11 protein-coding genes, 4 tRNA genes and 2 rRNA genes are annotated in these 12,544 nt (G+C 57.8%); all 17 read right to left on the reverse strand.

Features of this window, described 5'->3' with window-relative positions; genetic code table 11:
* Window positions 1-29: 29 nt before the first annotated feature.
* Window positions 30-4,103 (reverse strand): DNA-directed RNA polymerase subunit beta, encoded by a 4,074-nt coding sequence (gene rpoB / locus ACGLHT_RS14170; protein WP_137162862.1) that lies wholly within the window; start codon window positions 4,101-4,103, stop codon window positions 30-32.
* A gap of 220 nt (window positions 4,104-4,323) precedes the next feature.
* Complete coding sequence (gene rplL / locus ACGLHT_RS14175; protein ID WP_013970630.1) at window positions 4,324-4,695, reverse strand: 50S ribosomal protein L7/L12; 372 nt, start codon at window positions 4,693-4,695, stop codon at window positions 4,324-4,326.
* Window positions 4,696-4,773: 78 nt separating this feature from the next.
* A complete protein-coding gene (gene rplJ, locus ACGLHT_RS14180) occupies window positions 4,774-5,274 on the reverse strand; it encodes a 50S ribosomal protein L10 (protein ID WP_003257082.1) in 501 nt (166 codons plus the stop codon).
* A 197-nt stretch (window positions 5,275-5,471) separates the two neighbouring features.
* On the reverse strand, window positions 5,472-6,167 hold the full coding sequence (gene rplA, locus ACGLHT_RS14185; protein WP_013970629.1) for a 50S ribosomal protein L1: 696 nt from the start codon (window positions 6,165-6,167) through the stop codon (window positions 5,472-5,474).
* The gene (rplK, locus tag ACGLHT_RS14190) at window positions 6,167-6,598 is read right to left on the reverse strand and encodes a 50S ribosomal protein L11 (protein ID WP_003255500.1); all 432 of its coding nucleotides are present in this window, start codon (window positions 6,596-6,598) and stop codon (window positions 6,167-6,169) included. The genes rplA and rplK overlap by 1 nt, the downstream gene beginning before the upstream one ends.
* 119 nt (window positions 6,599-6,717) lie before the next feature.
* Complete coding sequence (gene nusG / locus ACGLHT_RS14195) at window positions 6,718-7,251, reverse strand: transcription termination/antitermination protein NusG (protein WP_003255501.1); 534 nt, start codon at window positions 7,249-7,251, stop codon at window positions 6,718-6,720.
* Window positions 7,252-7,260: 9 nt separating this feature from the next.
* Window positions 7,261-7,629, reverse strand: a complete 369-nt coding sequence (gene secE / locus ACGLHT_RS14200) for a preprotein translocase subunit SecE (RefSeq protein ID WP_274121201.1) — start codon at window positions 7,627-7,629, stop codon at window positions 7,261-7,263.
* Window positions 7,630-7,673: 44 nt separating this feature from the next.
* Window positions 7,674-7,749: transfer RNA gene (locus ACGLHT_RS14205), tRNA-Trp, on the reverse strand.
* 54 nt (window positions 7,750-7,803) lie between these two features.
* Complete coding sequence (gene tuf, locus ACGLHT_RS14210) at window positions 7,804-8,997, reverse strand: elongation factor Tu (RefSeq protein ID WP_013970626.1); 1,194 nt, start codon at window positions 8,995-8,997, stop codon at window positions 7,804-7,806.
* Between the two features lie 78 nt (window positions 8,998-9,075).
* A tRNA-Thr gene (locus ACGLHT_RS14215) sits at window positions 9,076-9,151 on the reverse strand.
* Between the two features lie 29 nt (window positions 9,152-9,180).
* Window positions 9,181-9,254, reverse strand: a tRNA-Gly gene (locus tag ACGLHT_RS14220).
* Window positions 9,255-9,278: 24 nt separating this feature from the next.
* A tRNA-Tyr gene (locus ACGLHT_RS14225) sits at window positions 9,279-9,362 on the reverse strand.
* Between the two features lie 152 nt (window positions 9,363-9,514).
* Window positions 9,515-9,940: a hypothetical protein gene (locus tag ACGLHT_RS14230; protein ID WP_274121234.1), complete on the reverse strand. Its 426-nt coding sequence runs from the start codon at window positions 9,938-9,940 to the stop codon at window positions 9,515-9,517.
* A gap of 7 nt (window positions 9,941-9,947) precedes the next feature.
* Window positions 9,948-10,697: a pantothenate kinase gene (locus ACGLHT_RS14235; RefSeq protein WP_274121235.1), complete on the reverse strand. Its 750-nt coding sequence runs from the start codon at window positions 10,695-10,697 to the stop codon at window positions 9,948-9,950.
* The gene (birA, locus tag ACGLHT_RS14240; RefSeq protein ID WP_137162859.1) at window positions 10,687-11,646 is read right to left on the reverse strand and encodes a bifunctional biotin--[acetyl-CoA-carboxylase] ligase/biotin operon repressor BirA; all 960 of its coding nucleotides are present in this window, start codon (window positions 11,644-11,646) and stop codon (window positions 10,687-10,689) included. The genes ACGLHT_RS14235 and birA overlap by 11 nt, the downstream gene beginning before the upstream one ends.
* Window positions 11,647-11,935: 289 nt before the next feature.
* A 5S ribosomal RNA gene (gene rrf / locus ACGLHT_RS14245) occupies window positions 11,936-12,051 on the reverse strand.
* Between the two features lie 136 nt (window positions 12,052-12,187).
* Window positions 12,188-12,544, reverse strand: a 23S ribosomal RNA gene (locus tag ACGLHT_RS14250); the annotation flags it as partial.

Genomic DNA, 12,544 nt, shown 5'->3' on the forward strand with positions numbered 1-12,544 from the left:
ACCTGCCCCACTCCCCTTCGCGTCACGTGTTATTCGGTTTCCAGATCGATATCGATACCGAGCGAACGGATCTCTTTGATCAACACGTTGAAGGACTCGGGCATGCCCGGCTCCATACGGTGATCGCCATCCACGATGTTCTTGTACATCTTGGTACGGCCGTTCACGTCGTCCGACTTCACTGTGAGCATTTCTTGCAGGGTGTATGCCGCGCCGTATGCTTCCAGCGCCCACACTTCCATCTCCCCGAAACGCTGACCACCGAACTGCGCCTTACCACCCAGCGGCTGCTGGGTAACCAGGCTGTAGGAACCAGTGGAACGCGCGTGCATCTTGTCGTCCACCAAGTGGTTCAGCTTGAGCATGTACATGTAACCAACGGTCACAGGACGCTCGAACTTGTTGCCGGTACGGCCATCGAACAGCACCATCTGGCCGCTCTCTGGCAGGTCGGCCAGCTTCAGCATGGCCTTGATCTCGCGCTCCTTGGCACCGTCGAAGACCGGGGTAGCCATTGGCACGCCCTTCTTCAGGTTGTGGGCCAGGGCCAGGATCTCTTCGTCGGAGAACTCGTCCAGGTTTTCCTGACGACCGCCGATCTCGTTGTAGACCTCGGTCAGGAACACGCGCAGTTCAGCGGCCTTGCGCTGCTCTTCGATCATGCGGTCGATCTTCTCGCCCAGACCCTTGGCCGCCAGGCCCAGGTGGGTTTCGAGGATCTGACCGACGTTCATACGCGAAGGTACACCCAGCGGGTTCAGTACGACATCGACCGGAGTACCGTTGGCGTCGTGCGGCATGTCTTCGACCGGCATGATTACCGAGACGACACCCTTGTTACCGTGACGACCGGCCATCTTGTCACCCGGTTGGATGCGACGACGGATTGCCAGGTAAACCTTGACGATCTTCAGTACGCCCGGTGCCAGGTCATCACCCTGCTGCAGCTTGCGCTTCTTGTCTTCGAACTTGTCATCCAGCAGACGGCGACGATCGACGATGTACTGCTGAGCCTTTTCCAGCTGCTCGTTCAGTGCATCTTCGGCCATGCGCAGTTTGAACCACTGGCCGTGCTCCAGACCGTCCAGTACTTCGTCAGTGATCACGGTGCCTTTCTTCAGGCCCGCGCCACCGTCGACCACCTGGCCGTTCAGGGCAGAACGCAGACGCTCGAAGGTTGCACCTTCGACGATGCGGAACTCTTCGTTGAGGTCCTTGCGGATCTCGTCCAGCTGCATCTTCTCGATGGCCAGGGCGCGGCTGTCGCGCTCGACGCCATCACGGGTGAAGACCTGTACGTCGATGACGGTACCCTTGGTGCCGGTTGGCACGCGCAGAGAGGTGTCCTTAACGTCGCTGGCCTTCTCACCGAAGATTGCGCGCAGCAGTTTTTCTTCCGGAGTCAGCTGGGTTTCGCCTTTTGGCGTTACCTTGCCGACCAGGATGTCGCCAGCGCCGACTTCGGCACCCACGTAGACGATACCGGCTTCGTCCAGCTTGTTCAGTGCGGCTTCACCCACGTTCGGGATGTCCGCAGTGATTTCCTCTGGGCCAAGCTTGGTGTCACGCGCCACACAGGTCAGTTCCTGGATGTGGATGGTGGTGAAGCGGTCTTCCTGGACCACACGCTCGGACAGGCAGATGGAGTCTTCGAAGTTGAAGCCGTTCCACGCCATGAACGCAATGCGCATGTTCTGACCCAGTGCCAGTTCACCCATGTCGGTGGACGGGCCGTCGGCCATGATGTCGCCACGCTGAACCTTGTCACCCTTGCTTACCAGCGGACGCTGGTTGATGCAGGTGTTCTGGTTCGAACGGGTGTACTTGGTCAGGTTGTAGATATCCACACCTGCTTCGCCGGTTTCAACTTCGTCGTCAGCAACGCGAACAACGATACGGCTGGCGTCGACCGAGTCGATCACGCCACCGCGGCGAGCAACCACGCAGACACCGGAGTCACGGGCAACGTTGCGCTCCATGCCGGTACCTACCAGCGGCTTGTCGGCGCGCAGGGTCGGTACAGCCTGACGCTGCATGTTCGAACCCATCAATGCACGGTTGGCGTCGTCGTGCTCGAGGAACGGAATCAGCGACGCAGCGACGGAAACAACCTGCTTCGGCGAAACGTCCATCAGGGTGACGTCTTCCGGCGCCTTGACGGTGAATTCGTTCAGGTGACGAACAGCTACCAGCTCATCGATCAGCTGCTTCTTCTCGTTCATCGCGGCCGAAGCCTGGGCGATGACGTGATCCGCCTCTTCAATGGCCGACAGGAACACGATGTCGTCGCTGACCACGCCTTCCTTCACCACGCGGTACGGGCTTTCCAGGAAGCCGTACTGGTTGGTGCGGGCATAGGCAGCCAGGGAGTTGATCAGACCGATGTTCGGACCTTCAGGGGTCTCGATCGGGCACACACGGCCGTAGTGGGTCGGGTGTACGTCACGGACTTCGAAGCCGGCACGCTCACGGGTCAGACCACCTGGGCCGAGTGCGGAGACGCGGCGCTTGTGGGTGATCTCGGAGAGCGGGTTGTTCTGGTCCATGAACTGGGACAGCTGGCTGGAACCGAAGAACTCTTTCACCGCCGCCGCAACCGGCTTGGCGTTGATCAGATCTTGCGGCATCAGGCCTTCGCTTTCCGCCATCGACAGGCGTTCCTTGACCGCGCGCTCGACACGCACCAGGCCAACGCGGAACTGGTTCTCGGCCATCTCGCCGACGCAACGTACGCGACGGTTACCCAGGTGGTCGATGTCGTCGACGATGCCTTTGCCGTTACGGATGTCGACCAGGGTCTTCAGAACCTCGACGATATCTTCCTTGCTCAGCACGCCCGAACCTTCGATCTCGGTACGACCGATACGACGGTTGAACTTCATGCGGCCAACGGCGGACAGGTCGTAACGCTCGGCGCTGAAGAACAGGTTGTTGAACAGGGTCTCGGCAGCATCCTTGGTTGGCGGCTCGCCAGGACGCATCATGCGGTAGATCTCGACCAGGGCTTCCAGCTGGTTGCTGGTGGTGTCGATCTTCAGGGTATCGGAGATGAACGGACCGCAATCGATGTCGTTGGTGTACAGGGTCTCGATACGGACAACCTGTGCCTTGGCGACCTTGATCAGCAGTTCGGTGGTCATCTCGGTGTTGCATTCGGCCAGGATCTCGCCGGTAGCCGGATGCACGATGGCCTTGGCGGTAGTGCGGCCCAGGACGTATTCCATAGGAACGTCCAGCTGCTTGACGCCGGCCTTCTCGAGCTGGTTGATGTGGCGCGCGGTAATACGGCGGCCCTGCTCGACGATGACTTTGCCGGTGTCGTCATGGATATCCATGACTGCAACCTCACCACGCAGACGCTGCGGTACCAGTTCCAGGCTGAGTTTCTCGCCGGAAATGTGGAACACGTTGGTGGTGTAGAAGGTGTTCAGCACTTCTTCAGTGCTGTAACCCAGGGCACGCAGCAGCACCGAGGCCGGCAGTTTGCGGCGACGGTCGATACGTACGAACACGCAGTCCTTCGGGTCGAACTCGAAGTCCAGCCAGGAGCCGCGGTAAGGGATGATGCGAGCGGAGTACAGCAGCTTGCCGGAGCTGTGAGTCTTGCCACGGTCGTGGTCGAAGAACACACCAGGCGAACGGTGCAGCTGGGAAACGATCACACGCTCGGTACCGTTGATAACGAAGGTACCGTTCTCAGTCATCAGGGGGATTTCACCCATGTAGACTTCTTGCTCTTTGATGTCCTTGATCGCTTTGTTCGACGATTCCTTGTCGAAGATGATCAGGCGCACCTTGACCCGCAGTGGGACCGCGAAGGTCACGCCACGCAGGACACATTCCTTCACATCGAAGGCGGGTTCGCCCAGGCGATAGCCTACGTACTCCAGGGCAGCATTGCCGGAGTAGCTGATGATCGGGAATACCGATTTGAAGGCCGCGTGCAGGCCGACGTCGCGGAACTGATCCTTGGATGCTCCCGCTTGCAGGAATTCGCGATACGAATCCAGCTGGATGGCCAGGAGGTAAGGCACATCCATGACGTCCGGCAACTTGCTAAAGTCCTTGCGGATACGTTTTTTCTCAGTGTATGAGTAAGCCATCAGCGTTCCCCAGCTTGGTCACCTGCTTGTTTGGCTTCTCCCGGCGGGAGCAGCCAGAAAATCGTGCAAACCCCTTGGTTTGCGCCACCCACATGGGTGTCTTGCAGCTTGTTATCGGGGCCGGCCTGACCGGCCACCAATAACGGAAAAAGGCCGGTGGCATAAGCCACCAGCCATCAGCCCTTCGCTCAACGCTCGGACTGGAGTCGCAAGGTCGAGATTACTTCAGCTCGACTTTAGCGCCAGCTTCTTCCAGCTTCTTCTTCGCGTCTTCAGCGGCTTCTTTCGAAACGCCTTCAGCGATAACCTGAGGAGCGCCGTCGACTTTCTCTTTGGCTTCTTTCAGGCCCAGACCGGTCAGTTCACGAACGGCCTTGATCACGTTTACTTTCTTGTCGCCAGCTTCGGTCAGAACGACGTTGAACTCGGTCTGTTCTTCAACAGCGGCAGCAGCGCCAGCGGCTGGGCCAGCGGCAACAGCGGCAGCAGCGGTAACGCCGAAGGTTTCTTCCATCGCTTTGATCAGTTCAACAATTTCCAGAACAGTTTTCTGGCCGATTGCTTCGATGATTTGCTCGTTAGTCAGAGACATGACTTCAATCCTGTATTGGGGTGACAGCCTACGCAGCCATCAAATTAAACGTATGATTTTGAAAGAGTTGCGCGTGCCTTAGGCAGCAGCAGCTTCTTTCTGGTCGCGCAGAGCTGCCAGGGTACGAGCCAGCTTGCTGGTTGCACCTTGGATTACGCTCATCAGCTGTGCGATAGCCTCGTCGCGAGTTGGCAGGGTTGCCAGCACGTCGATCTGGTTAGCGGCAAGGAACTTGCCGTCAAACGCAGCTGCCTTGATCTCGAACTTGTCCTGACCCTTGGCGAACTCTTTGAACAGACGAGCAGCAGCGCCCGGGTGTTCGTTGGAGAAAGCAATCAGGGTCGGGCCTTTGAACGCGTCGTTGAGGATCGAGAATTCGGTGCCTTCAACAGCGCGCTTCAGCAGGGTGTTACGTACGACACGTACATAAACGCCAGCTTCGCGGGCCTCTTTACGGAGTCCGGTCATTGCGCCTACAGTCACACCACGGGCATCAGCCACGACAGCGGACAGAGCGACTTTGGCAGCCTCGTTGACTTCAGCGACGATGGCCTTCTTGTCTTCGAGTTTAATTGCCACGGGTTTACTCCTGGTTTTTACCGTTTCATCTGGCCGGAGCCGGATGTCGTTTTGGTGTCTGATTCGGTAACGAATCGGGAGCACCATCTGCGTGGGCTGGTGTTTTAAGGCTTGCGCCGCCTACGGTCTTGGATAGCCCCCGCCAGGCAGGGACCCCAATTTTTGCTGGTGGCACGACAGGTCGCGCCACCATGTTCTTACACGTTCAGCGAGCTCTGATCGATGACCAGACCTGGGCCCATGGTGGTGCTCAGGGTAACGCGCTTGACGTAGATACCTTTCGAGGAAGCTGGCTTGATACGCTTCAGATCAGCGATCAGGGCTTCAACGTTTTCCTTCAGCTTGCCGGCTTCGAAGCCGACCTTGCCAACGGAGGTGTGGATGATACCGTTCTTGTCGGTACGGTAGCGAACCTGACCAGCCTTGGCGTTCTTGACGGCGCCGGCTACGTCTGGGGTCACGGTACCAACTTTCGGGTTAGGCATCAGGCCGCGAGGACCCAGAACCTGACCCAGCTGACCTACAACGCGCATGGCATCAGGCGATGCGATAACGACGTCATAGTTCAGGTCGCCGCCTTTCATTTCGGCAGCCAGATCGTCCATACCTACGCGGTCAGCGCCGGCAGCCAGAGCGGCTTCAGCAGCTGGACCCTGGGTGAAGACAGCAACGCGAACGGTCTTGCCAGTGCCGTGCGGCAGCACGGTAGCGCTACGTACGACCTGGTCGGATTTACGCGGGTCAACACCGAGGTTAACGGCGATGTCGTAGGACTCTACGAACTTGGCAGCCGGCAACGAAGCCAGCAGAGTGGCCGCTTCTTCGAAGTTGTAGGCCTTGCCTGCTTCGATTTTCTCGGCGATTGCCTTTTGGCGTTTGGTCAGCTTAGCCATTACACACCCTCCACGTTCAGGCCCATGCTGCGGGCAGAGCCAGCGATGGTGCGTACAGCAGCGTCCAGGTCAGCGGCAGTCAGATCAGCCTGTTTAGCTTTGGCGATGTCTTCCAGCTGAGCACGGGTAACGGTACCGACTTTAACGGTGTTCGGGCGAGCCGAACCACTGGTCAGGCCAGCAGCTTTCTTCAGCAGAACCGAGGCAGGGGTGCTCTTGGTCTCGAAGGTGAAGCTACGGTCGCTGTAGACAGTGATGATCACAGGAGTCGGCAGGCCGGCTTCTTGACCCTGGGTACGGGCGTTGAAGGCCTTGCAGAATTCCATGATGTTCACACCGTGTTGGCCCAGTGCTGGACCAACGGGTGGGCTTGGGTTGGCCTGGCCGGCCTTAACTTGCAGCTTGATGTAAGCCTGAATCTTCTTAGCCATGAGCTACTCCAAAATCGGGTACGAACGCCTGCTGGCTCCCCGGATGACTTGCGTTTTATCCCAGTGACGACAAAACCCCGCAGCACACAGGGCTGCGGGGTATGGGATGCTTCGTCCGCCTAGACCTTTTCGACCTGGCTGAACTCGAGCTCCACCGGAGTAGAGCGACCGAAAATGAGCACCGCTACCTGCAGGCGACTCTTTTCGTAGTTAACCTCTTCGACACTACCATTGAAGTCAGCGAACGGACCGTCAATGACTCGAACCACTTCACCCGGTTCGAACAGCGTCTTCGGCTTCGGCTTGTCGCTACCGTCGGCAACGCGACGCAGGATAGCCTCTGCTTCTTTATCGGTGATCGGCGCAGGCTTGTCTGCAGTGCCGCCAATAAAGCCCATCACACGAGGGGTGTCCTTGACCAAGTGCCAAGTCCCTTCGTTCATCTCCATCTGGACCAGTACATAGCCAGGGAAGAATTTACGCTCACTCTTGCGCTTCTGGCCGTTGCGCATTTCGACGACTTCTTCGGTCGGGACCAGGATCTCGCCGAAACCGTCTTCCATGCCAGCCAGCTTGACGCGCTCGATCAAGGAGCGCATTACATGCTTCTCGTAACCCGAGTAAGCATGCACAACATACCAACGCTTAGCCACGGGACACCTTTAGCCAACGATCAAGGAGACCGCCCAGCCGAGCAGGGAATCAAGACCCCACAGCAGCAGTGCCATAACCAGCACGACAGCCACGACAATCAGCGTGGTCTGGGTGGTTTCCTGGCGGGTCGGCCACACGACTTTACGAATCTCGGTACGAGCTTCCTTCGCCAGCGCAAAGAACGACTTGCCCTTCGCAGTCTGCAGAGCTACAAAGCCCGCGACAGCAGCCAGAACGAGAAGTGCAAGGACGCGATACAGGATCGGGGAGGCGGAGTAATACTGGTTACCCACTACACCGATAACCACCAAAGCCACTACAGCCAGCCACTTGAACAGATCAAAACGCGATTCTTGGGCTTCAGTTTTGGGAGTCATCGAGGAGGATCCTGTGAGAAGAAAGCCATCACACCGAGGTGAAATGGCAGGTCAGGAGGGAATCGAACCCCCAACCTACGGTTTTGGAGACCGTCGCTCTGCCAATTGAGCTACTGACCTGTAACGCTGTATCAGGCCGGCCATTATACCGGCCTGATCAAGTAAATCAACTACTTATTCAATAATTTTTGCTACGACGCCGGCGCCGACGGTACGACCGCCTTCACGGATAGCGAAGCGCAGACCGTCTTCCATTGCGATGGTCTTGATCAGGGTAACAGTCATCTGAATGTTGTCACCTGGCATTACCATTTCAACGCCTTCCGGCAGTTCGCAGTTACCGGTCACGTCAGTGGTGCGGAAGTAGAACTGAGGACGATAGCCTTTGAAGAACGGAGTGTGACGACCGCCTTCTTCTTTCGACAGAACGTAGACTTCTGCGGTGAACTTGGTGTGCGGCTTGACCGAACCTGGCTTGACCAGAACCTGACCACGCTCAACGTCGTCACGCTTGGTACCACGCAGCAGAACGCCGCAGTTCTCGCCAGCACGACCTTCGTCCAGCAGCTTGCGGAACATCTCAACACCGGTGCAGGTGGTGGTGGTGGTGTCACGCAGACCAACGATTTCCAGCGGATCCTGAACGCGGACGATACCACGCTCGATACGACCGGTAACAACGGTACCACGACCCGAGATCGAGAATACGTCTTCGATCGGCATCAGGAACGGCTGGTCAACGGCACGAACTGGCTCAGGGATGTAGGCATCCAGAGTTTCTACCAGCTTCTTGACAGCGGTAGTACCCATTTCGTTGTCGTCTTTGCCTTCCAGGGCCATACGAGCCGAACCGATGATGATCGGGGTGTCGTCGCCTGGGAAGTCGTAGGTGGACAGCAGGTCGCGAACTTCCATCTCGACCAGTTCCAGCAGCTCGGCGTCGTCTACCAGGTCAGCCTTGTTCAGGAAGACCACAATGTAAGGAACGCCTACCTGACGGGACAGCAGGATGTGCTCACGGGTTTGTGGCATCGGACCATCGGCGGCCGAGCAAACCAGGATCGCGCCATCCATCTGAGCAGCACCGGTGATCATGTTCTTCACGTAGTCAGCGTGACCTGGGCAGTCAACGTGAGCGTAGTGACGAATGTTCGAGTTGTACTCGACGTGAGCGGTGTTGATGGTGATACCGCGCGCTTTTTCTTCCGGAGCCGAGTCGATCTTGTCGAACTCAACGACTGCCGAACCGAAAACTTCGGAGCAGACGCGAGTCAGAGCTGCGGTCAGAGTGGTCTTACCGTGGTCAACGTGGCCGATAGTGCCGACGTTAACGTGGGGAAGGGAACGATCAAACTTTTCCTTAGCCATCGATACAATCCTCCGCAGAAGAAATAGTCTTGCGCTGATAAAACAAAGGCAGATATTTTCATATCTGCCTTGTTTATATGGAGCTCTTGAGCGGACTTGAACCGCTGACCTCACCCTTACCAAGGGTGTGCTCTACCAACTGAGCTACAAGAGCGAAACACTTTGTGCAAAATCCAGCAAACTTGGAGCGGGTAGCGGGAATCGAACCCGCATCATCAGCTTGGAAGGCTGAGGTTCTACCACTAAACTATACCCGCGGAGCTTGCGGCTCTCGCTAAAACTGGTGGAGGGAGAAGGATTCGAACCTTCGAAGCTCTCGCAACGGATTTACAGTCCGTCCCCTTTGACCGCTCGGGAATCCCTCCAGATGTGGCCGGCATTCTATTTGTCTGCCGCCCCAGTGTCAAGCGTTTTTTCAAATTTTTTCAATCAAATCTGAAGCTTAGCTGCTTTGACACCGCTTCCAGCTCTACCACCTGAGTGGTGTTCCCTGTGAAGCGGGCGCCATTCTATCAAGCTATTCGCCAGTTGCAATACCCTGGCAGAAAATAATTTTGTGTTTTAAGTCTTTGAAATCGTTGGAAAGAGTCGCGAGCACGGTTTGGTCCAGCAAACGCTCGCTTTCCGGGGCAACCTTGAGCCAACGACCATCCGCCCCTGGCAGCTGCCCCACCACCGGCAGCGTGGCAATATCCAGACTCAACAGGCGCTGACGCAGTGCATCGAGCTGGCCCTGCCCCATCACGCCACCGACCACCAGGCACTCATCCCGGCGCTTGGGTGGCGCCGACACCCCCGTTTCGCGCAACAGGCGGATTTCTTGCTGATTCCCCTTGTACAGCGACAGGGAGGCGACTTCCTTGACCTTCAGCGGGGCTTCCTGCTGGTGCCACACGTAATAGAAGACGTTGAGCACCAGTAACAGCAGAAACAACCAACGCATAGGCACCTCAATCCAATGGGCAGGCCATGGCCAGGCCTACGAAAACCAGGTCAGGCACGACACGCGCCTGGGGCACAGCCTCCCTAACCAGCGGCGCATCGCCACCTGTGAGGAACACGGTGAAATCCTCCCCCCACAACGCACGAGCCTGCTCGAGCTGGGTACGCGCAAAACCCTGGAGCATCAACACGCAACCGCGCTCGACCGCCTCGACCGTCGAGCGACCTGGCGCCAGGCTGGCCAATGCACGCTCGGCCGAGGCATCGTCATAACGGATACGCCGGGTGTGAGTACGCAACTGGCTACGCATCAATGGCATACCCGGGCAGATGTAGCCACCCAGGTGCTCGCCGTCCGCCGCAACGAAATCCGCTTTGGCAGCGGTCCCCAGGTCAATGACCAGGCAAGCGCCCCTGGCCAGGTGAAATGCTCCCAGCGCCGCCAACCAACGGTCCATGCCCAGGCGCTGGTAGTCGTCATAGCCATTGCGCACACCCGCCATTTCCTGGGCGGGGTGCGCCACGCGCGCTTGCACGGCAAACGCCTGGGCAATCAGCGCGCAAAGCGCATCGGTTTCTTCCTCACTGCGCACACTGACAATGCGGCAGCCGGTCAGACGTACCGAAGCCAGTGCAGCCACTTCGGCCACCAGCGCCTGATCGGAGTCGACGATACCGCCGCTTTCAATCGCTGCATCAGCGACGTGGATTACCCGCCACTTGATGAAGCTGTTACCGCAATCGAGCTCAAGAATCATCACGCAACCTCAAACTGAGCTCACCACCACTGAAGCTCTTTTCCACCCCTTCCACCTCAAGGCGCAAGCCGCCCTGCCCGTCGACGCCAAGAACCACGCCATCAATACGCGTGCTACCGGCAACCAGAGAAACATTGCGCCCCTGCCAGAGGTGCGCCTGCTCCCATTCTTCCTGGAATGCGGCAAACCCGTAGCGACGATGCCTTGCCAATTCGTGTTGCAATTGCTGACTGAGCAACGCTACCAGCCGGTTACGGTCGATTGCCGCCCCTACTTCGCGGCGCATCGAGGTCCACACCTGGTCGACCTGATCGTTGACCTGCATGTTCACATTGATGCCGATACCCAGCACCACATGACAGACATCTGCCGGATCACCCACCAACTCCAGGAGGATACCGGTGATCTTCTGCCCGCGAACGAGGACATCGTTGGGCCATTTGAGCCCCACATCCTTAACCCCAAACGCCTGCAGGGTACGCATTACCGCCAACCCCACCACCAGGCTCAAGCCCTCGAGCTGGCGCATGCCGCCATCCACACGGAGTACCAGGCTGTAATAGAGGTTTTCGGCAAACGGGCTGACCCACTGCCGACCGCGCCGACCACGGCCGGCGCTCTGGCGCTCGGCCAGGACCAGAAATGGAGCGGTCTGCCCTTCCCCGGCCAGCCGCAGGCCTTCGGCATTGGTCGAGTCGATGGTTTCGTGGATGAAAACGGGCCACTGCTCGCCTTCGGCAAACTCGGCAATCGCTTGTGCATCGAGCAAAGCCAGTGGCGCCGCCAACTGATAGCCGCGCCCACGAACCTTGTGAATGGTGAGGTTCAGTTCGCTCTCCAGGTGCTGCAGCTGCTTCCAAACGGCGCTGCGACTTACCCCGAGGGCCGACCCCAGAGCTTCTCCGGAATGGAACCGACCATCCTTGAGGAGATTCAACAACTTCAGCATGCCAGTCTCGACTTGGAATAAGGCAGGCATGATAGCTATGGGCTGTTGGCTTGCATAGGAAAAGGGCTGCCGGCGGGGTGAAGGCCACTCCCGCAGCATACCCTGGACCCGCACCATACCTGTGGGAGCGGCTTTAGCCGCGAAGCGGGCGACGCGGTGGATGGCACCGTCTATGCCGGTGTTCGCGGGTGAACCCGCTCCCACAGGAACCGCGTATGCCTAGGGATTTTCAGGGCCAGAAAGACAAAACCCCTACCTGCATGTGCAGATAGGGGTTTTGCGAAATGAATCTTGACGATGACCTACTCTCACATGGGGAAACCCCACACTACCATCGGCGATGCATCGTTTCACTGCTGAGTTCGGGATGGGATCAGGTGGTTCCAATGCTCTATGGTCGTCAAGAAATTCTGTTGCCAGAATGTCCAGATGGACAGCCCAGCGAATTCGGATATGCGATATTTGTGATGTTGCGAACTTTCGGTTCTTTCGTCTTCACCACCACAATTTGGCTTTCGTGCGCAAATTGCTTGGGTGTTATATGGTCAAGCCTCACGGGCAATTAGTATTGGTTAGCTCAACGCCTCACAGCGCTTACACACCCAACCTATCAACGTCGTAGTCTTCGACGGCCCTTCAGGGGATTCAAGATCCCAGTGAGATCTCATCTTGAGGCAAGTTTCCCGCTTAGATGCTTTCAGCGGTTATCTCTTCCGAACATAGCTACCCGGCAATGCCACTGGCGTGACAACCGGAACACCAGAGGTTCGTCCACTCCGGTCCTCTCGTACTAGGAGCAGCCCCTCTCAAATCTCAAACGTCCACGGCAGATAGGGACCGAACTGTCTCACGACGTTCTAAACCCAGCTCGCGTACCACTTTAAATGGCGAACAGCCA

Source organism: Pseudomonas sp. PsB (genome assembly GCF_043658375.1).
Taxonomy (GTDB): Bacteria; Pseudomonadota; Gammaproteobacteria; order Pseudomonadales; family Pseudomonadaceae; genus Aquipseudomonas; species Aquipseudomonas putida_Z.